Origin of the sequence: Rhizobium sp. L1K21 (assembly GCF_024055895.1) — a bacterium.
Taxonomy (GTDB): Bacteria; Pseudomonadota; Alphaproteobacteria; order Rhizobiales; family Rhizobiaceae; genus Ensifer_A.
In genome coordinates this window covers 224,554-244,849 of the sequence record NZ_JAMXLE010000003.1, presented here as the reverse complement: position 1 = coordinate 244,849, position 20,296 = coordinate 224,554, and the positions used below count along the sequence as shown (strand labels likewise).

14 protein-coding genes are annotated in these 20,296 nt (G+C 56.5%); 6 read left to right on the top strand and 8 right to left on the bottom strand.

The genetic code is table 11. The features are described 5' to 3' along the window. Window positions 1-8 precede the first annotated feature (8 nt). From NHF56_RS16095 to NHF56_RS16085, 3 genes are all read right to left on the bottom strand, one after another. Window positions 9-899, bottom strand: a complete 891-nt coding sequence (locus NHF56_RS16095) for an ABC transporter permease (protein WP_252806388.1) — start codon at window positions 897-899, stop codon at window positions 9-11. An 85-nt stretch (window positions 900-984) separates the two neighbouring features. Then, window positions 985-2,274 (bottom strand): PotD/PotF family extracellular solute-binding protein, encoded by a 1,290-nt coding sequence (locus NHF56_RS16090; protein ID WP_252806386.1) that lies wholly within the window; start codon window positions 2,272-2,274, stop codon window positions 985-987. 33 nt (window positions 2,275-2,307) lie between these two features. Then, entirely contained in the window at window positions 2,308-3,390 is a 1,083-nt protein-coding gene (locus NHF56_RS16085; protein WP_252806384.1) for an ABC transporter ATP-binding protein, read from the bottom strand. A gap of 279 nt (window positions 3,391-3,669) precedes the next feature. On the opposite strand from NHF56_RS16085, the gene NHF56_RS16080 reads away from it, so the two are divergent. Next, window positions 3,670-4,383: a GntR family transcriptional regulator gene (locus tag NHF56_RS16080; RefSeq protein ID WP_252806383.1), complete on the top strand. Its 714-nt coding sequence runs from the start codon at window positions 3,670-3,672 to the stop codon at window positions 4,381-4,383. Between the two features lie 228 nt (window positions 4,384-4,611). Then, on the top strand, window positions 4,612-4,797 hold the full coding sequence (locus NHF56_RS16075) for a CsbD family protein (RefSeq protein ID WP_252806382.1): 186 nt from the start codon (window positions 4,612-4,614) through the stop codon (window positions 4,795-4,797). 89 nt (window positions 4,798-4,886) lie between these two features. Here the strand turns inward: NHF56_RS16075 and NHF56_RS16070 are convergent, their stop codons facing one another. The 5 genes from NHF56_RS16070 to NHF56_RS16050 form a co-directional block, all read right to left on the bottom strand. Further along, on the bottom strand, window positions 4,887-6,263 hold the full coding sequence (locus NHF56_RS16070; protein ID WP_252806380.1) for a mechanosensitive ion channel domain-containing protein: 1,377 nt from the start codon (window positions 6,261-6,263) through the stop codon (window positions 4,887-4,889). Between the two features lie 213 nt (window positions 6,264-6,476). Continuing rightward, complete coding sequence (locus tag NHF56_RS16065; RefSeq protein ID WP_252806378.1) at window positions 6,477-7,385, bottom strand: formate/nitrite transporter family protein; 909 nt, start codon at window positions 7,383-7,385, stop codon at window positions 6,477-6,479. 60 nt (window positions 7,386-7,445) lie between these two features. Then, a complete protein-coding gene (gene glgX / locus NHF56_RS16060) occupies window positions 7,446-9,542 on the bottom strand; it encodes a glycogen debranching protein GlgX (protein WP_252806376.1) in 2,097 nt (698 codons plus the stop codon). A 214-nt stretch (window positions 9,543-9,756) separates the two neighbouring features. Continuing rightward, window positions 9,757-11,370 carry a cisplatin damage response ATP-dependent DNA ligase gene (locus tag NHF56_RS16055; RefSeq protein ID WP_252806373.1) on the bottom strand — a complete coding sequence of 538 codons (1,614 nt, stop codon included), beginning with the start codon at window positions 11,368-11,370 and terminating at the stop codon, window positions 9,757-9,759. Beyond that, the gene (locus NHF56_RS16050) at window positions 11,371-12,381 is read right to left on the bottom strand and encodes a ligase-associated DNA damage response exonuclease (RefSeq protein ID WP_252806371.1); all 1,011 of its coding nucleotides are present in this window, start codon (window positions 12,379-12,381) and stop codon (window positions 11,371-11,373) included. Between the two features lie 380 nt (window positions 12,382-12,761). Between NHF56_RS16050 and NHF56_RS16045 the strand changes: the two genes are divergently transcribed. From NHF56_RS16045 to NHF56_RS16030, 4 genes are read left to right on the top strand one after another with little or no spacing between them, the layout of a single operon-like run. Next, complete coding sequence (locus tag NHF56_RS16045) at window positions 12,762-14,999, top strand: acyl-CoA dehydrogenase (RefSeq protein ID WP_252806369.1); 2,238 nt, start codon at window positions 12,762-12,764, stop codon at window positions 14,997-14,999. Next, on the top strand, window positions 14,996-16,285 hold the full coding sequence (locus NHF56_RS16040) for an acetyl-CoA C-acetyltransferase (RefSeq protein ID WP_252806367.1): 1,290 nt from the start codon (window positions 14,996-14,998) through the stop codon (window positions 16,283-16,285). The genes NHF56_RS16045 and NHF56_RS16040 overlap by 4 nt, the downstream gene beginning before the upstream one ends. After that, the gene (locus tag NHF56_RS16035; RefSeq protein WP_252806365.1) at window positions 16,282-18,366 is read left to right on the top strand and encodes a 3-hydroxyacyl-CoA dehydrogenase NAD-binding domain-containing protein; all 2,085 of its coding nucleotides are present in this window, start codon (window positions 16,282-16,284) and stop codon (window positions 18,364-18,366) included. Before NHF56_RS16040 ends, NHF56_RS16035 begins: the two co-directional genes overlap by 4 nt. Further along, window positions 18,356-20,212, top strand: a complete 1,857-nt coding sequence (locus tag NHF56_RS16030; protein ID WP_252806363.1) for an acetyl-CoA hydrolase/transferase C-terminal domain-containing protein — start codon at window positions 18,356-18,358, stop codon at window positions 20,210-20,212. The genes NHF56_RS16035 and NHF56_RS16030 overlap by 11 nt, the downstream gene beginning before the upstream one ends. The last annotated feature ends 84 nt before the right edge of the window (window positions 20,213-20,296 follow it).

Sequence of the window (20,296 nt, the reverse complement as noted above, 5' to 3'; positions counted from 1 at the left end):
GATCTCTCCTAAAGTTCCTTGCGAATATCGACGACGCGCAGGATGGCGGCGACCAGCAAGAGAACCAGCACCAGCAAAACCATCGCGTTGGCGGCAGCTGCCGGGTATTGCAGCAGCGACATCTGGTTTTTCATCATCAGCGCCACAGAAGCGCTCTGTCCGCCGGACATCACCTGCACGGTCGAAAAATCGGCCATTACAAGTGTCACCACGAAAATTGTACCGATCGCCATGCCGGGCTTGGCGAGCGGCACGATCACGTTGGTCAGAACCTGCCAGGTTGTTGCGCCGGCATCATGCGCGGCCTCGACAAGGGTCTTGTCGATACGCATCAGCGTATTGAAAATCGGCACCACCATGAAAAGCGTGTAGAGATGCACCATGGCCAGCACGACGGCAAAATCGGAATAAAGAAGCCACTCGACCGGCTCGGTCGTGATGCCAGTGTTTACGAGGGCTGTATTGATGAGACCGTTGCGCCCCAAGACGGGGATCCATGAAATCATGCGAATGATATTGGAAGTAAGAAATGGCACGGTGCAGACCAGAAACAGAACCATCTGCATTGCGGTCGAGCGCACATGAAACGCAAGGAAGTAAGCCACCCAGAAGCCGATGAACAGCGTGATCGCCCAGACGATCGCGGCAAATTTCAGCGTGTTGAGATAGGTCTTCCAGGTAATCCAGGAGCCGAGCGTTTCTGAGTAGTTGAATGTGACAAAGTCCGGATACATCCTGGCAAAGTCGTAATCCCAGAAACTCACGATCGCGATCATCAGAAGCGGCAGCAGCAGAAAGCCGCCAAGGATAATCGTAAGCGGAGCCGCCTGCAGATAGGCAGGCAGCCAGGCTGGCAAATGAAATTGCCGGCCGGTATCGTTCGTTCTTGAACCTGACATTTGCGCTGCGCTCATTTCTTGTTCACATTCTGCGTCATGTATGCCCGCACGTGGTCTTGACTGGCCCACATGCGGGCAACTTCATTTACGATGCGATGAACTCGTTCCAACGGCGGACCATGTAGCGGTCTTCGTCCATCACGGAGTTCCAGCAGGCGACGTGGCCCATGCGTTCTTCAAACGAGCCGCCATCGCGCACCGCGCCGGCTTTTTCCATGACCTTGCCTTCCGGCGACAGGATGTCACCTTGAGCCGGCTTGCCTTCGATCCAGTAACCCCACTCGTCGGCCGACATATAGTCCTTGGCAGTATCCATGCAGGCGGAATAATAGCCCTGGCGGTTGAGATAGCCGCCAACCCAGCCGGACGTGTACCAGTTGATATATTCGTAAGCGGCGTCGAGCTGAGCGCCGGAAAGGTGCGAAGCAAGACCGAGACCGCCGCCCCACGAACGGTAGCCTTCCTTGAGCGGCTGGTATTTGCAGGCGATCCCCTTGGAGCGGACGGCGGCAACGGCTGGCGACCACATGGACTGAATGACGACTTCGCCCGAAGCCATCAGGTTGACCGACTCGTCGAACGACTTCCAGAACGCGCGGAACTGGCCATCCTGCTTGGCCTTGATCAGGAAGTCGATCGTGGCGTCGATTTCTTCCTTGGTCATGTTGCCCTTGTCGGCATATTTGATATTGCCCATGGCTTCCATGATCATCGCGGCATCCATGATGCCGATGGACGGAATGTTCAGGATCGAGGTCTTGCCCTTGAAGGCCGGGTCCATGATGTCGGCCCAGGTGGTGATTTCGCGGCCAACGAGATCGGGGCGAATACCCAGCGTATCGGCGTTGTAGATGGTTGGCATCATGGTGAACCATTCGGTTTCACCCGAAGCAAATTCCTTCGCGTCGATGCTCTCCACATAGCCCACTGTGTGTGGCGCTGTGCCCTGCGCAATCACGCTGTCGGGCGTCAGTTTGCCTGTTTTGAAGAGCGGCACGACCTTGTCGTAATATTTCAGCTTCTTGGTGTCCATCGGCTGGATCACACCGGTCGGGAACACTTTCTTCAAGATCCAGTATTCGATGTCGGCGATGTCGTAGGAATCCGGCTGGGTGACGGCGCGCTGTGCGGCCGCGTCGGAATCCGTTGCTGTCATCTCCAGGGTGATGCCGAGGTCCGCCTTGCATTTTTCGGCAATCGCGTTGATGTTGGAAACCCCGGTGCCGAACTGGCGCAGCGTGATCGGGGTCTGGGCCCAGATGGTCGGGAAGCCGGTGATGGCACCGGACCCTGCGGCCACACCTGCAGCTGCGGCACCGGTTTTGAGCAGGGAGCGGCGTGTGATGCCAGTCGATGTCTTTGTCTTCTCAGTCATGCGAGATTTCTCCTGTTAAGGGCTGATTTGACTTCAGATATGGCCGAGGACGATGGCCTCAGCCGGCGCCCAGGACACGTGAACCGCATCGCCGGGTTTCACCGGTTTTGCGAAATATGCGGTATCGCCGAGGATGGCGGTGAAATCCTCCAGACCGGCACCCTGTATGGAAAGCTTTACCGTTGCTCCGAGATCCTCGACGTTCGAGATGACACCGGCAAAACCAAACCCAGGCTCCGTCGCTTCTTCCAGAAGCACACGGTCTGTGCGAACGGCGATACTGCCGATTTCCTGGCCCTCCGGCGCTCGGCCGAATGCGCTGAACTGTCCGCCGCCTGGCACTTCGATTGTTGCCTTCCCCTCCGCGTTCGCAACAGGGCGGCCCGAAATCACGTTGTGGCTGCCCATGAAGCCTGCGACGAACGGGGTGGCTGGTCGCTCGAAGATTTCGCGCGGCGGTGCTGCCTGCTCAATGCGGCCGTCATTCATGATGACAACGAGATCGGCCAGCGCCATGGCCTCTTCCTGGCTATGCGTGACGTGGACGAAGGTCATGCCAAGCGATGCCTGCAGCTTTTTCAATTCGGCGCGCATCTGAATTTTCAAGAAGGGATCAAGTGCCGAGAGTGGCTCGTCCAGCAACAATGCTTGTGGTTTGGTGATGAGGGCGCGGGCCAATGCCACGCGCTGTTGCTGCCCACCGGAAAGCTGCGCCGGGCGGCGATTTACATAGGGCTCCAGCTGCATGAGCTTGAGCATTTCGATCGCCTCACGGCGACGCTCTTCCTTGCCGACGCCCTTCATCTTCAGGCTGAACGCGACATTGTCGACAAGATCGAGATGCGGAAAAAGCGCATAGGACTGAAACATCATCGCCGTACCGCGCTTGGCGGGCGCAAGGTCGTTGACGACCTTGTTTCCGAGCACCACGTCGCCTTCAGAAACGGATTCGTGGCCGGCAATCATACGCAGCGTCGAGGTTTTGCCGCAGCCGGACGGCCCCAGAAAGCAGCAATAGCTTCCGGCAGGGATTTTCAGACTGATCGCATGAACTGCCGTTGTCGTGCCGTAGATTTTGGAAACTGACGCGAGTTCGATTTCTGCAGTTTTCGCCATGCCGTGCCCCTTGATAACCGGCAATAGCAATGCACGGAGCGTGCCAATTCGGCTGAGCGATGGCTATCTGCATGAATTCAAAGTTCTTTTGAAAGTGGGGGATCGAGATTGCATTCGAACGCATATTGTGCATGCACAAAATTTAAACATCGTATGCAGAATAGTGGCTAGATTGCGTACAATATTGAAACGGGAAACATCAAGCTTCATGTTTCCAACAGCAGCAATTCGCGCTAGATGTTGATCCGCATAACTGGCTCGCGGAGATGACTGCATTCCATGAACATCGCATTTGAGAAACAGACCGGTCTCGACGCTCATCAGGAAGATCGCGCGAGAGCCGTGCGTGATGAGTTGCGTGATGCGATTGTCGATCGCCGTCTGGCGCCCGGCACAAAGCTCTCAGAGGCTGAAGTCGGAACGCTCTTTGATGTCAGCCGCACCGTTGTCCGTGGCGCTCTGCAAATGCTGGCCTTTGAGGGGCTAATCCACAGTGAACGAAACAAGGGCGCTTTTGTCGCCAATCCATCGCCGGAGGAAGCCCGGCAGATCTTCGATTCCCGGCGGTTGATTGAACGTGGCGTGATTGCAGCGGCTGCCGAACGCATGACCGCGGACGATTTCGCGTCGCTTCGCCAGCACCTGAAAGAAGAAGAGCGGCTGCGCAACGATCGCGGCACCAGGGCACGGCGCGAGGAGATCAAGGCATCGGGCGATTTCCATCTGATGCTCGCCGACATGGCCGGCAATGCAATCCTGCGGAAATTCATGAACGAATTGATCGCCCGTTCGTCTCTCGTCATCGCGCTCTACGGCCGCACAGGCATTTCCAGCTGCGGTCGCGACGAACATGCAGATATCATCAACGCGCTGGAAGCCCGCGATGTGGAAAAAGCCAACGCGCTTATGATGCATCACATTGCCCACATCGAAGCTGACCTCGATCTGCGCTCAGCCGAAACACTGTCTCTGCGCGAGGCTTTACAGCTTTAATGGTGCAGCGCTGTTCTCGTAGGGTGGGAGAAAGTTGACCGGTTCCGTCTTATGGATTGGATCGGGTTCCACGCACCTGCGATATTGATGATGGGACCGGTCGCCGGGTGGACGGCTTGATCGTCACCGACTAAGGGCTTCAGAATATTTTCCGGATCAAGTGGAACGTATCGGACCGGCATCCCGTTACAATGCTGCGATAATCATGTCGCTAGAGGAGTTCTCGAGATGGGTTCCACAGCAGATAAAATAAAAGGTAAAGCAAACGAAGTTGCGGGCAAAACGCGGCAGGCTGCCGGCAAGGCGGCTGACAGCAAATCCATGCAGGCCAAAGGCAAGGCCCAGGAAGTGAAGGGCGACCTTCAGCAGGCCAAGGGTGAAGCAAAAAGCGCAGTCAAGAAGGCGGCAAAGTAAGCTTTAGCCCGACAATATGCTCCCGCAGTTGGAAGCGATTGCGGGGCATTTCGGTTTTTTCAACGACATCTTTCAGTATGAGTGTTGAACTAATCGAGTTCGCTGGGTGCTTGCTCGGTGAGAAGATCGTTCCGTTTCGAATTGTCCCTTTCCTCGTCAATCTGACGGCTGATCGTCGAGTCCGCCTCCACATTCAAATGCGCTTTGTCTTCAATTGCCGGAGCCTTTGGTTCAGGCTTCCTGTTTTCCTGAGGCGTTTGCTCTACTGAAGGCAGAAGGGCGGCCCCTGTAGGCATGGAGTCAATCTTCAATCGGTAGATAGGCTCAGGTAATGCGAAACCGGCGCTCTCGAGCGCCTTCTTTGTCAAGCGCATTGCTTCTGAGCGCGCCTTGACGAAGTCTGTTTGGTTCTGGTCGATCCACGCACAAAACCGCAGGACAATGTTTGAATCGCCGATCGCCTCAATCCAGCCGTTTGCCGGTGGATTATCGAGTGCGAACTCGAGATCGTTCAGGCGGCTGATGCCCGTTTCGAGTGCGACGTCGAGTGCGCTTTCGGAATCCACGCCGAGATCAAATTCAAAACGGCGCTCCGGGTTTCGCGTATAATTGATGATGGTGGCTTTGAAGACGACGGCGTTGGGAATGCGCACATGATTGCCGGAAGCATCAAGCAGGATGGTTGCACGCGAGGTCAGCCGGGTCACGAACCCTTCCTGGCCTTCAATGTCCACAAAATCCTTGGGCCGAAAGGGTTGGCGCAGGCTGAGGAGGATACTGGCGAGATAATTTTCAACCGTATCACGCACGGCAAATCCCACGGCCAAACCGACAATACCTGCAGCACCAAGAACCGTACCGATAATGGTGCCTGCTCCAATGATATCCAGCGCCAGCAAGGCACCCGCCAGGATGAAAACAATCCAGACAAATTGCTTCAGCAGGTCGGCAATGAAAATGTTGGGTGCTATGCGCGACCAGGGCCAGTCGCGCGAGGTCATGAACCACCCGACCAGAATGAACAGGAGCCAAAGCAAGAGAGCGACGGCAATCAGCGGCAAGTAGCGTATCGCCTCATTCAGCCTGATTGCGACACGCTCGAACACGGGGGTCAACCGCTCGTCAACGGAGGTTTCTTCCTCGAGATTATTGGTGACTGCAACCACGCCTTCGACGCGATTTGCCAGAGCCTCCGCCTGGGCGATCAACTGATTGTTTGCCACTTTGCCCGTCAGCGTGACAACGCCCGCTTTGACCTGAACGTTGATTGTGTTGAGGCCATTGATTTCACGGTAGATTGAGCCCAGCCGCCTGGCAATTGCTGCATCGTCAACAGCGCTCGACCGAGCCGAAATGGCAGGTTCCGTACCACCACTTTGCGCCAGCGCAGGGTTGCCTCCAAATAGAAAGCCCACTGTGCAGAAGAGAAGGAGGGTGGGAAGAATTTGCCGCAGAAGGTAGATCATTTCGGTCGTATACGTCTCATGTTCGGGCTTTGATCATCTGTTATTGCGCGGCCGAGGTCCAGTGCGTGGGCGGCGTTTGTTTCTCCTTGCGTTGAAATTCGCAGTAAACGCCACAACCACCAGGTGCCGGGCAATACGGAGATTGGTCTAGCCATAGCGGTCGCGATGCTTTTCCAACCCACCGGAGGGTAGAACATCACCCCCTGCTTTTTGTCACTCACGCCCTTTTGGTTTCTTGCCACTCCTGAGCTCTCCGGCGATCTGCGCGTAGCTGATCAGCGCAAAGAGTGCGCTGCCGCCGATGATGTTACCGACAAGTGTCGGGATATAGAAATGGGTCAGCGCCCTTAGCACCGAAAGTTGCCCGGAAAACAGCAGCGTGGCCATCTCCACTGACCCAGCAATGATATGGGCCAAATGAAAAAGCGAAATCAAATATGTCAAAAGAACGATAATGTGGAAACGAGAACCTTCCGCAGATGGCAGCAGCCAGACGACGGTTGCAATGATCCATCCTGCAGCAATCGCGCGCAAGAACATGTATGGCGGGGAGGGCTCTATCGCTTTTTGAGATATTTCAATCGCTGCCATTCGAATTTCGGGCAGATTAAGAACATCAAGTGCAATGCCGGCGCCAAAAACCAGTGTGCCGACGATGTTTGCAGCAAGGACAAGTGTCCACAGGCGCGCAATCTTCAAGCCGCCGGCAAAGCTTGGCTGCGCCAGGAAGGGGAGGACGGCACTCAGCGTTATTTCGGTAAAAAGCTGCTGGCGTCCAAGGATCACGATCAAGAACCCTACCGAATAACCGAGGGACTCCAGCAGAGGCGTCCAGCTGGCTTCAGGAAGGAAATGCCGGAGCGTAGCCTGCGTATAAACAGAAAACCCGATGGAGAGGCCGGCTGCCAGCCCGGACCATAAAAGGCTGCTCGTGGGCCGCTCCAGCTCGTCGTCTCCCTGTTGGCGAACGACTTCGTAAACAGCAACGGGACGCAGCGGCGACCGTTCTTTGACCTCATCCTTCTCGTCATTGCTGAGGGGATCTTTGTCTGGCCCATTGTCTGCGTTTGCATCTGTCTTGATGCGTTTTTGTGCTTCAACATTGGGGTTCACAGATGACACGTTGTTTCCTTTAAAACGACATGGCTTGCCGCCGATGACATTGACCGTCTGGCCAACTTTTCACGAGCCCGTCCAGGGCACGAATACAGCCAGACTATCTGCAGCAATCGGGATGGTCTTATCGTGGTTTCCATCGTTCTTGCGATCGGAGAGATTGCTGTCAAAAATACAGCTCCATTCCGACACGCCGTCGATGGTTGGCAGGGTAAAAGATGTTTCTGCACCACCATTGATAACGATGAGAACCTGATCAAAGGATGTGTCGAAATTCTCCACATCGCGGATGTTCGATTTGTAGACGCTGAGAAAGCGACGTCCGTTCTGTTTCCAGTCATCGTCCTCCATGCGCTGACCGTCCTCCCGAAACCACGCGATGTCATGAAGTCCATCGTCGTTGGGTTCGCCCGTATCGAATGTGTCCTGGCGCAAAGCCGGGTGATTGCGGCGAACCTCCACAATGCTGTGGCAGAAGTCGATAAAGGCATCATCAGCCGCATCCCAGTGCGTCCAGCCGATCTCGTTATCCTGGCAATAGGCATTGTTGTTGCCATACTGGGTATTGCCAAGCTCATCGCCGCCCAGAAGCATCGGCACGCCCTGGCTCAGCATGAGGGTCGCGATCATGTTTCGGCGGCGCTGAACACGAGCGGCATTGATGTCTGCATCATCTGTCGGCCCTTCAGCGCCGAGATTGTGAGAATGGTTGTTCGAGTGTCCGTCTTGATTGTCTTCCCCATTCGCTTCATTGTGCTTTTCATTGTAGGAAACGATATCGGCAAGCGTGAAACCGTCATGGGCGCTCAAAAGGTTGATTGAGGATGAAGCCGTGCGACCGGAGTGATTGAATTGCTGCGACGAGCCGGCAAGCCGTGCCGCCAGGTCAGCGGTTTGGCCTTCGTCTTTTTTCCAGAAACAACGCACCGTATCGCGGTACTTGTCGTTCCATTCCCGGAAGGGGGTCGGAAAGCCACCCACCTGATATCCACCGTGGCCGATGTCCCATGGCTCGGCGATCAGCTTGACGCCGGAGAGCATCGGGTCTTGTTTGATGGCGTTGAAGAAGGTCCCCTCACGATCGAAATCGGGATTTTCGCGGCCGAGCGTGCTGGCAAGATCGAAACGAAAGCCGTCAATGTGCATTGTTCCAACCCAATATCGCAGACTGTCGAGCACCATCCGCAGAACCATGGGATGCGCGACGTTCAAGGTATTGCCGGTCCCCGTCGTGTCGAAGGTATAGCGCGGGCTTTCCGGTGAGGGGCGGTAATAGGAAAGATTGTCCAGACCGCGGAAAGAAAGCGTCGGGCCGAGTTCGGAACCTTCTGCAGTGTGATTGTAAACAACGTCCATGATCACTTCGATGCCGGCTTCATGGAAGCGGCGAACCATGGTCTTGAACTCCGTTATGCGCTCAGACGACATAAAACGCGGCTGAGGGGCGAAGAAACCGAGCGGCTGATAACCCCAGTAGTTGCGCAGTCCTTTGTCCACCAGATATCGATCATCGATGAAGCTTTGAACAGGCAGGAGCTCTATGGCCGTGATGCCGAGCCTTTGCAGGTGATCCAGGATAGGGTCGCTGCACATGCCAAGGAACGTGCCGCGCAAGGCATCCGGCACATGCGGATTCAGCATTGTCAGGCCGCGCACATGCGCTTCATAGATAATCGTGTCGGTCCAGGGCCGGCGTATGGCCTCGTCGCCATCCCAATCAAAATCCGGGTCTTGAACGACACCTTTCAGCATGAAGGGCGCGCTGTCGCGTTCGTCAAAGGAAAGGTCGCCGTTTTCAGCACCAATCGTATAGCCGTGAAGAGCGTCGTCCCAGGTCAATGCGCCCTGCAGCTGCATCGCATAGGGGTCGAGGAGAAGCTTGTTGGGGTTAAAACGCAAACCTTCCTCTGGACGGTAGGCCCCATGGGCGCGATAGCCATAAACGGTACCGGGTTTGACGCCCTCCAGGTAGCCGGACCAGATATCGCCCTCGCGATGCGGCAGAGCCAGACGCTGAAGCTCTTGCTTCCCATCCTCTGAAAACAGGCACAGTTCGATCTGCTCTGCATGGGCGGAAAACACAGCGAAGTGAGTTCCTGTTCCCACAAAGCTGGCACCGAGTTCAGGCTTAACAAAATCCAGATTAGAAAATGAATAGCTCATATGGAATTGTCCTTGATGGAAAGTCGAGCGGTCATGGAAGGGGTGGATTTCCGATTGGTGTCCCGCTCATCTCGCAATGTTGCCGAAGTAAAAGCGCTGCGCTGGCTAAAGGTTCCGCGGGCGGCGAAATAATTGGGCGCCGCTCTCACAGTTCACAGTGCTAGCTGGCCCGATCCATCTTGGATCACGCGCACTGTTTTGGCTCGTTTTCGGTTCAGTCGACAGGCGCGGTTTCAATCATGCTTTCGAGCGTTTCCAGCGTGTCGGCCTCGTTGGCCGGCTTGTCCCATCTGAGTCTCGAAATCCGCGGAAAGCGCATTGCGACGCCCGATTTATGCCGCTTGGAACGCGCGATACCCTCAAAGGCCACCTCGAATACAAGGCCCTTTTCAGTTGTGGCGGTGACGGCGCGCACGGGGCCAAATCGGTCGACCGTGTTTTCACGCACATATTTGTCGATCAATTTCAGTTCGGCATCACTGAAGCCGAAATAGGCTTTTCCGACCGGCACCAGTTCGCGACGACCTTCGCTGTCTTGCCATACCCCGAACGTGTAGTCCGAATAATAGCTTGACCGCTTTCCATGGCCTCGCTGCGCATACATCAATACGGCGTCGATCGTATGCGGGTCGCGCTTCCACTTGAACCACGGTCCCTTTTTCCGCCCCGGAATATAAGGCGAATCCTTGTGCTTCAACATCACCCCTTCGATAACGGGATGTTCGGGCTGCTTTCGCATGTCATCGACCTGCGCCCAGTCGTCAAAGTCAAGTTGGGGTGACAGGTCGAAGCGTTCAGTATCCAATGTTTGGATCAGTGTTTCGAGGCGTTTGCGCCGCTCCGTCAAGGGCAGGCTGCGCGTGTCAGTTCCATCCAGCATGAGCAGATCATAGCAGCGAACAAAGGCCGGATATTGCTTCTGCAGCTTTTGCGAAACAGTTTTCCGGTTGAGACGCTGCTGCAACTCATTGAAGGTTCCGACATATTCGCCTGGACGCCCCACCAACAGCTCCCCGTCTATCACGGCCTCAAAATCAACCGCATCGAGGAGGTCGAGAAACGCGCCGGAAATATCGTCGCCGCTGCGCGAATAAAGCTTCCTCACACCGCCTTCAGAGCTGACCTGAACGCGAATTCCATCCCACTTCCATTCGAGCCGATAGTCATCCGGGTCCAGGCCGTCGAGGTCGCCAGTTTGCACAGCGTTGGCAAGCATGACCGGCCGAAAGAGCGCCAAAGCATTATTTTGCGGTTTATCGGCTTTGTTCTCCAGCCAGGCGAACAGGTCCCGGTAGGGCATTTCAAGCCCATGCCAGAGCTCTTCGAGCTCAATGATATCCTTGCCGCCAAGGTTTGCCAGCGCCTGCCGCGTCAACCGCGCGGAAACGCCAATCCTCAGGCCGCCGGTCACCAGCTTGATCGCGGCATACCGTTCGGATGGATCGAGCTGGTCCAGCAGCGATGCGAAGACTTTTGGAGCATCCAGTTTGGACGTGGCTGAGAGCGTTTCAACAAAGGCGGAAAGGGATAGCGATCCGTCCTCCTCTGTTCTTCCGGTATCGGGCCAGATCAGAGAAATGGTTTCAGCCAGATCACCGACATAGTCATAGCTATAGGCGAAGAGAACCTCGTCAATGCGTTCGAGCGCCAGTGCGCGCAAAAGCGCCGGCTTGACAGCGGGGATATCCAGTCCCTCGGTCAATGCGGCAAGTGCATAGCCGCGGTCAGGATCAGGCGTTTGTGCGAAGTAGTCGGTCAAGAGCGCGAGCTTTCCATTGCGCGCGGGTGTCAAAACCAGACGGTCGATCAGTTCGGAAAACGCCTTCATTTATTCCGCCTCCTCCTCGAACCCGACAAGGTGAAGCGGTTGCGCTGCAATCTGGTTCAGTTCGCACCATCGCACAAGCGCCTCCTCACGACCGTGCGTCACCCAAACCTCACTTGCTTCTGTCTCCAGGATTGTTTGCGTGAGCGCGTCCCAGTCCGAATGATCAGACAGGATAAGCGGCAATTCCACGCCACGCTGTTTGGCCCGTTGGCGGATCTGCATCCAGCCGGAGGCAAAACAGGCCATCGGCTCCGAAAAGCGCCGCGCCCAGCGATCTGAAAAAGCCGATGGTGGGCAGACGATGATTTCACCGGCGAAATCGTCCTTGTTGCCGGTTTCAAGGGTTGCAGGGAAAAGCGTTCCCAGCGCAATGCCATGGGCTTGATAATAGGAGGAGAGCTTTTCCAGCGCGCCATGGATATAGATCGTCCTGTCGTATCCGTTTTGCCGCAACAGGCTTATCACGCGCTGCGCCTTGCCCAAGGCATAGGCGCCAACCAGATGGGTGCGATCAGGAAACTGGCGTAGAGAGTGCATCAGACGCCGGATTTCTTCATGGTCGTCGGGATGGCGAAAGACTGGCAGACCGAAGGTTGCTTCGGTGATAAAGACATCGCACCGCACGGGCTCGAACGGCAGGCATGTCGCATCCGCCATCCTCTTGTAATCGCCAGACGCGACGATGCGCATGCCGTTCTTTTCAACAACGATCTGAGCTGACCCGAGAACGTGACCGGCTGGCAGAAAAGTGACCTTGACCCCGTTGATATCGATTGGGCTTCCAAGCTTGGCGGCCTGGCGGCGTGCGGCAAAACCGTCACCATAGCGCAAGGCCATGATGTCCAGCGTCTCGGCGGTCGCAAGCACCGAATGGTGGCCGGATCGGGCGTGATCGGAATGCCCGTGTGTGATCAAGGCAGAATGGACGGGAACGGCAGGATCAATGAAAAAATCGCCCGGTGGGCAATAAAGCCCTTCAGGCATCGGCTTCAACAGATCGGAAGGCTGCATTCGACGTCCCTGCACGTTTCAAAACATAAGCGATGATAGCACTCACCGTAGCCGGCGAAAAAATGATCCAAGCTCTATTAACGAAGAGAAGCCTGTTTTGGTTTCATTGAAGCCATGCGCCACGCAGGGATTTTCGGACTGTCGTGTCGACAGACAGTCGCTATTCCCATGAGATTGCAGCAGTTGGAGCGCGGGCGCATAAAACGCGTCATCGATGGCAAACCCGAGATCACCCTGGCGGATGAATAAATCTGCACCCCTGTAATACTCTAGCCCGTGCCTGCTGAGGAACAATGTTGGATTTGCGACGTTGCATTCCTATGCGGTGAAAGCCGAGCACGCAGTTTTGCGTGTGTGGCAAGAGGGAAGAGGGAATGGCGATGAGTATCAGAGAATTTCGACGTGATACGCTGACAAAACCAATTTTCAGATGGGCAAAGGGTCAGCTGCCCACACTTTCCGAAACGGAACGCGACGCGATTGATGCCGGCGAAGTGTGGTGGGATGCCGATCTGTTTACTGGCAATCCCGATTGGCAAAAGCTGCTCGATACACCCCCGGCACGGCTAAGCGAGAAAGAACGCGATTTTCTGGCGGGACCATGCGAAGAGCTTTGCGGAATGCTCCACGATTGGCAGATTACCCGCGACGGCGACCTCCCGCCTGAGGTGTGGTCATTTATCAAGGAAAACCGCTTTTTCGGCATGATCATCCCTGCGAAATATGGCGGCCTGGGCTTTTCCAACTTCGCCCATTCAGAGATTGTCCGCCGCATTTCCACCTGCTCGGTCACTGCCGGCGTTACTGTGATGGTGCCGAACTCCCTTGGCCCCGGCGAACTCCTTCTGCAATTTGGAACCGACGAACAGCGCGACTTCTGGCTGCCGCGCCTGACTGCTGGCGAGGATGTGCCGGCCTTCGCGCTGACCAGCGAAGACGCGGGCTCTGATGCATCGGCCATGCAAGACAGCGGTGTCGTCTGCAAAGGCATGTGGAATGGCGAGGAGGTCACCGGCATTCGGCTGAACTGGTCGAAGCGTTACATTACATTGGGACCCGTCGCGACACTGCTCGGCCTCGCATTCAAATTGTCGGACCCCGATGGTCTTTTGGGCAAAGACAAAGACCTCGGTATTACCTGCGCACTCGTGCCGACCGACCTCGAAGGTGTGTCCATTGGACGCCGCCATATTCCGTGCGGGCAGAAATTTCAAAACGGCCCCAATTCCGGCAAGGATGTTTTCATTCCGCTCGATCACATTATCGGCGGTCCGGATTATGCCGGCAAAGGCTGGATGATGTTGATGAGCGCTCTGGCCGCGGGCAGGGGTATCTCGCTTCCCTCGCTGTCCTCTGCAGCTGCATCCATGTCCGCCCACACAACGGGTGCCTATGCCCGGGTGCGTCAACAGTTCGGTATTCCGATCGGCAAGTTCGAAGGCGTGCAGGAAAGTCTGGGTCGATTGGCAACAACGGCATATACGCTGGATGCCGCCCGCCGGCTCACCTGTGCCGGACTGGATGAGGGTCGCAAGCTTGCGGTGATTTCCGGCATCATGAAGTCGAATGCCACCTATCGCATGCGGGAAGCTGTGGATGATGCGATGGATGTTCATGCCGGCAAGACGGTGATTGACGGCCCGAGCAACTATCTCAACAATTTCCACAAGGCTGTCCCCGTCGGTATCACGGTGGAAGGCGCAAATATCCTGACGCGCAACATGATCATTTTCGGTCAGGGTGCGATCCGCTGCCATCCCTATCTGTTGAAAGAAACGCTGGCGCTGGATGAGAGCGACAGTGAGAAAGCGCTGGATGACTTTGACAAGGCCTTCTGGGGCCATGTTGGTCATTCCATCAAAAACGTCTTCCGCACTGTCGGGCGCGCCTGGACAGGTGGCGCTTTCGCGCCCGCCCCGAAAGACGTCGGCAAGGCAACAGGTCTCTATCGCCAGCTCTCGCGCTATGCCGCAGCCTTTGCGCTGATCGCTGATATCGCTTTGCTGAGCCTCGGCGGCAACCTGAAGCGCAAGGAAATGCTCTCGGCGCGCTTGGGTGATGTGCTGTCCGAGCTTTATCTGATGTCGGCTGTGCTGAAGCGCTGGCAGGATGAGGGTCAGAAGGTGGAAGACTTTCCACTGGTCAGGTGGTCGGTCGAAAACAGCTGCGCGAAGATGGGCAGAAGCCTGGACCAGATCATTGCCAATCTGCCGAGCAGGGGCTTTGCAGCGTTGCTGCGCGCGGCCACGCTGCCGGGTGGATCGCATCGCGGCCCGTCGGACGACCTCACGCGCGAATGCGCAGAGCTTCTTCTGGCGCCATCCCAGACGCGCGATCGGATCACGCAAGGCGTTCATGCCGTCGGCAAGGACAGTGCGCTCAAGACGCTGGAGGACGCGTTCGAGCTCATGGTCGCGACTGCGCCTCTGCAGAAGACCTTGAAGGACATGGGCAAATCGCTTGATGAGGTCACGGCGGAAGACTCGCTTCCCCACGAAGACCTGCAGAAACTGCACAAGCTGCGGGAGCTGGTCGGCAAGGTGGTTGCCGTTGACGATTTCGATCCTGAGGAGATTACGGGCCGCTCGCAAAGCGAATACAAGGATGCCGCTGAATGACAGAGCGCCCCGTTTACATTGTCGATGGATCGCGCACGCCCTTTATCAAGGCCAGATCAGGTCCGGGTCCTTTCACACCCGTTGACCTTGCCGTGCAATGCGGTCGTCCCCTGTTGGCCCGTCAGCCGGTCAAGCCCGATGCTTACGATCAGGTTATTCTTGGCTGCGTCAATGTCATTGCCGATGAAATGAACCCTGCGCGTGTCGCCGCGCTTCGCTTGGGCATGGGCGAGCAGATGGTTGCCTTTACGGTGCAGATCAATTGCGGGTCCGGCATGCAGTCGATCGACACGGCCTATCGCTATATTCGCGAAGGCTCTGCCGATCTGATCCTGGCCGGTGGTGCGGAAGCGCTCAGCCATTCTCCGCTCGTGCTGCGCCAGGGCGCGGTCGAATGGTATGCAGAGCTTGCAAAGGCGAAAAGCCCGTTTTCGATTGCCGGTCAGATGTCCAGGCTGCGGGCGGATTACTTCAAGCCCGTCATCGGGCTGGAGCGCGGGCTTACCGACCCGATCACCGAATTGAACATGGGACAGACGGCTGAAATCCTGGCGCACCGTTTCAACATTACCCGCGAAGACGCAGACGCCTATGCCGTCGCCAGCCATCATCGCCTTGCCCATGCGCAGGAGGAGGGATGGCTTGACGGTGAGGTAGAGAGCGCATTTGACCGGGAGGGCAATGTTTATGAGGCCGATGATGGTGTTCGGCCAAAGAACGACATGGCTTCGCTTGCAAAGTTGAAACCGGCTTTTGAAAAACCCTATGGCAAGGTGACGCCGGGCAATTCCTCACAGATTACCGATGGAGCCTCGTGGGTCATTCTGGCTTCGGAAGAAGCGGTGCAAAGACACGGACTGACGCCGAAAGCCGTGATCCGCGACAGCGAATGGTCTGCACTCGATCCTTCCGTCATGGGGCTCGGGCCGGTCTTGTGTTCGACGCGCATGATGGCCCGCCATGGTCTGCAGCGCGAGGATATCGATCTCTGGGAGCTGAACGAGGCCTTTGCCGCCCAGGTTCTGGCCTGCCTCTCGGCCTGGGAGGACGAGGAATTTTGCCGGGAAATCCTCGGCCTGGAAAAACCCTTCGGTCGCATTGACCACGAACGCCTGAATGTGGATGGCGGGGCCATTTCGCTGGGTCACCCTGTGGGCACAAGCGGTAATCGCATCGTGCTGCATCTGGTCAACGCCATGGCCCGGCTGGGCAGAAACCGCGGTATCGCAACGGAATGTATCGGTGGCGGTCTTGGCGGCGCAATGCTGGTGGAGATGGTGCAATGAATAAACCTGTACTCGACATCATCGGAAAAACGAAACTTGAGCTAGGCCCTGCTGAGAAGCAGAATTTCGGCAATTGGTGGCTGGGGCGCGACGACGATAATGTCGCCTGGGCTATTGTGGACAAGAAGAATGCGCGCGCCAATACGCTGTCCCAGGATGTGCTCGCCGATCTGGAGAAGGTGCTGGACGCGTTGGAGACAAGCCTCCCGAAAGCACTGATGATCCGCTCGGCAAAAAGCGGCGGCTTTATCGCGGGTGCTGACATTGGCGAATTCAGACAGGTCACCGACCCGGCGCAGGTGGAAGAACGTCTCAGAAAAGGCCATGCGATCCTCGATCGTCTGGAGGCTTTGTCCTGCCCAACGATTGCGGTTGTTCACGGCTATGCCCTGGGTGGCGGTTTTGAACTCGCCTTGGCTTGTGATCACCGGGTGGCGGTCACCGGCGCAAGCTTTGGTTTTCCGGAGGTCCGCCTTGGGCTTCATCCTGGTCTGGGTGGTACGTTCCGGCTGACGGAACTGATCGATCCGATTGAAGCTATGACCATGATGCTGACCGGAAAAACGGCGCATACGCAGAAAGCCAAGTCGCTCGGCATTGTCGAGGTGATCACCGAAGAACGGCATGTCAGAGCCGCCATCGCCGCACTCGTAAAGAAGCGGCCGGGCGGGCGGAGTCGCGGCTTGAAAGCGATGGCCTTCAATCTGGAAACAGCGCGCCAGCTTGCCGCCCGCCAGATGTCAGCCAAGGTGGAGGAGAAAGCACCGCGCGAGCATTATCCAGCCCCGCACGAATTGATCGATATCTGGGTGGAGCATGGTCATAACCGCAAGAAGATGCAGGAAGCGGAGATTAATTCCTTCGCCAGACTGCTCTTGAGCGATACGGCACAAAACCTGATCCGTGTGTTTTTCCTGCGTGAAAAGCTGAAGGCCAACAGTGGTGGCAAAAGCAGTGTTGCGCATGTGCATGTGGTTGGCGCCGGCACGATGGGTGCAGAAATTGCTGCCGTCTGCGCGATGAAGGGCTTGACGGTCTCCTTGAGCGATCCCGATCATCAGGCGTTGGGCCGGGCGGTGAAGAAAGCAGGCAAAATCGCAAGCGATGCCCACCTGTCGGGAATTCAGGTTCGCGACGTTCTGGATCGGCTGATGCCGGATCCGAAGCAATATGGTCTCGCCCGTGCCGATCTCGTCATCGAGGCTGCACCGGAAAAGGTCGAGCTGAAAAAGGAGCTTCTGGCTTCGATTGAAGCGCGCGCACCCGGGCATGCGATCATCGCCACCAATACCTCCAGCCTCGAACTGCCGGAACTTGTTTCCGCGCTGCGCGCACCTGAGCGCTTTGCCGGTTTGCATTTCTTCAATCCGGTCTCGAAGCTCGAGCTGGTGGAGGTAGTTTCACATCCAGGATCATCGGCGAAGACACTTGCCGATCTGAATGCCTTTGTCGGTGCGATTGATCATCTCGCTGTCCCGGTGAAATCCTACCCCGGATTTCTGGTCAACCGCATCCTCACGCCCTATCTGCTGGAAGCTGCCATTTTGCTGGAAGAAGGTCACGAGCCGGAGCTGATCGATCGCGTGGCGCAAGAGTTCGGCATGGCGATGGGGCCGCTGGAGGTGGCCGACCGCGTGGGTCTCGACATCTGCCTTCATGTGGCGAAGAGCCTGCGCGACAACCTCGATACGCCAGTGGCTGACATACCGGCAAAGCTGAAAGAAAAGGTGGATGCCGGCCATCTGGGCGAAAAGACCGGGCGCGGCATCTACAAATGGAAGGACGGCAAGCCTGAAAAGTCGGGTGTCGGCGGAGAAGCGCCCGAATATATGGAAGACCGGCTGATCCTGCCCATGTTGAATGCGGCTGTTGAATGCCTGCGCGAGAAGGTCGTGAGCGACAGCGACACGCTGGATGCGGCAATGATTTTCGCAAGCGGTTTTGCACCCTTCCTGGGCGGGCCGATTCATTATGCCAAGACGCGTGGCACCGACTATGTTATCGAGACATTGACGACCCTCGAGGACGTTTACGGACCGCGTTTCAAGCCTGATGAAGGTTGGAAAGAGCTTGGCAAATAACACGGATGATGCGTGCTTTTCGGACGTCGGAAAGCTTGCCGAAACGCTGATAGAGCGCACGGGCGGAAACATCCGCCTTGCGTTGCCCTTGGGTCTTGGCAAGGCAAATACAATTGCCAATGCGCTGACACGCGCTGCCTGCGACAATCCGAACATACGCTTGAGCATTCTGACCGCGCTGACACTGCAGCGCCCAAAACCCGGTTCAGAGCTGGAAAAGCGCCTGCTTGATCCTGCCGCAGACCGGCTTTTCGGCGCGTATCAGCCGCTGCTCTATGCCGAGTTGATAAAGCAGGGAGAGCTGCCTGAAAATATCGAGGTATCAGAGTTTTTTCTGCAGACCGGCAATTGGCTCGGTAATGAATATGCCCAGCGGCATTACGTGGCGGCCAACTACACCTATGCCTTTGATACGCTTTTGAATTTCAGGCCCAATGTTGTCGCCCAGCTGGTTGCGTTGGATGAAAGAGGGCAGGTCAGTCTCAGCGGCAATACGGATATCACGGTCGATCTTCTGAAAGCCCGCAGGGAGGGTGAAACGGATTTCATCTTTGCGGCGGAAATCAACAGCAATCTGCCGTTCATGGGTCGCTCTGCCATTGTTGATGCGGATGATCTGGACTTTACCTTAGAGCCGCCGGGCGACCATTTCGAACTGTTTTCGCTCGTGCGCCGGCCGGTTGCTCTGGAACACCTTGCAATTGGTCTGCACGCCTCCCGTCTCGTTCCGGACGGTGGAACGCTGCAAATTGGCATAGGCTCGATTGGCGACGCGATTGCGCAGTCGCTGCTCCTGCGAGAGCAGAAAAATGACACCTATCGGGCGCTTGTTGCCGATTGTCCCTTTGGCACAGCGCCGCCGGAAAGCCATGAAATGCCGTTCGACGAAGGGCTTTATTGCGTCACTGAAATGTTGGTTGGCGGTATTCTGGAATTGTTCAAGTCCGGTATTATCCGCCGTGAGGTGGATGGGGCGGCGATCCATGCAGGGTTCTTTCTTGATTGCCGCGATTTCTACGAGCAACTTTCCTCCATGCCGGCTGAAAAGCGCGACAAGATTGCCATGATGCCGGTTTCATTCACCAACGCGCTCTATGGCGATGAGCCGCAAAAGCGAGCGGCGCGCAAGAATGCCCGTTTCATCAACAATGCCATGATCGTGACCTGCCTCGGTGCCGTTGCCTCCGATATGGTACCTGACGGGCAGGTGGTGAGCGGTATTGGCGGCCAGTTCAATTTCGTTGAACAAGCCTTTGCGTTGAAGGACGGGCGGGCGATCATCACCATCAATGCAACACGCGAAAGCGGCGGCAAGACGGTTTCCAATATCAAATGGAACTATGAATATCTCTCGGTTCCGCGCCCCTATAGGGACATCGTTGTCACGGAATACGGTGTGGCCGATTTGAAAGGCAAGACAGATGAAGCCTGTATCATGGCCATGCTGTCCGTCGCCGATAGCCGGTTTCAGGAGGGGTTGAGGCGTCAGGCAGTCAAGGCGGGCAAGCTGAGCAGGGATTATGAAATTCCGGTGCAATATCGAAGCAATCTGCCGGAAACACTGAAAAGCTGGCTTGAGCCTGCCCGCCGCAATCACACACTGCCGGCCTATCCGTTCGGGACCGATTTTACACCAGTTGAGCAGCGCCTCCTGCCCGCGCTTTCGCACCTGAAACAGGCGCAATCATCTTATCGGAAATTGGCTGGTCTCGTATGGCGGGGAATGGCCTCTAGCGCGCAGGACCGAGCTGCGCTGGAGCGCATGCGGCTCGACAAGGTCGGTTGTCCAAAAGACCGTCTTTTTCGATATCTTGTTGCCGGAGCGCTCGCCGAAACGACAGATTAATTAGAAAAGCCCCGGACAGAGTTTTAACGCTCCGCCTGGGGCCTTTTCTTTAAAGCTTTGCTTTATCTGAGCAAACGCCGGGAC

Bases quoted from the DNA above. Each gene is read 5' to 3' on its own strand.
- NHF56_RS16040 (WP_252806367.1), top strand. From the start codon at position 14,996: ATGACAGAGCGCCCCGTTTACATTGTCGATGGATCGCGCACGCCCTTT.
- NHF56_RS16090 (WP_252806386.1), bottom strand. From the start codon at position 2,274: ATGACTGAGAAGACAAAGACATCGACTGGCATCACACGCCGCTCCCTG.
- NHF56_RS16045 (WP_252806369.1), top strand. From the start codon at position 12,762: ATGAGTATCAGAGAATTTCGACGTGATACGCTGACAAAACCAATTTTC.
- NHF56_RS16085 (WP_252806384.1), bottom strand. From the start codon at position 3,390: ATGGCGAAAACTGCAGAAATCGAACTCGCGTCAGTTTCCAAAATCTAC.
- NHF56_RS16055 (WP_252806373.1), bottom strand. From the start codon at position 11,370: ATGAAGGCGTTTTCCGAACTGATCGACCGTCTGGTTTTGACACCCGCG.
- glgX (WP_252806376.1), bottom strand. From the start codon at position 9,542: ATGAGCTATTCATTTTCTAATCTGGATTTTGTTAAGCCTGAACTCGGT.
- NHF56_RS16070 (WP_252806380.1), bottom strand. From the start codon at position 6,263: ATGATCTACCTTCTGCGGCAAATTCTTCCCACCCTCCTTCTCTTCTGC.
- NHF56_RS16075 (WP_252806382.1), top strand. From the start codon at position 4,612: ATGGGTTCCACAGCAGATAAAATAAAAGGTAAAGCAAACGAAGTTGCG.
- NHF56_RS16080 (WP_252806383.1), top strand. From the start codon at position 3,670: ATGAACATCGCATTTGAGAAACAGACCGGTCTCGACGCTCATCAGGAA.
- NHF56_RS16035 (WP_252806365.1), top strand. From the start codon at position 16,282: ATGAATAAACCTGTACTCGACATCATCGGAAAAACGAAACTTGAGCTA.
- NHF56_RS16050 (WP_252806371.1), bottom strand. From the start codon at position 12,381: ATGCAGCCTTCCGATCTGTTGAAGCCGATGCCTGAAGGGCTTTATTGC.
- NHF56_RS16095 (WP_252806388.1), bottom strand. From the start codon at position 899: ATGTCAGGTTCAAGAACGAACGATACCGGCCGGCAATTTCATTTGCCA.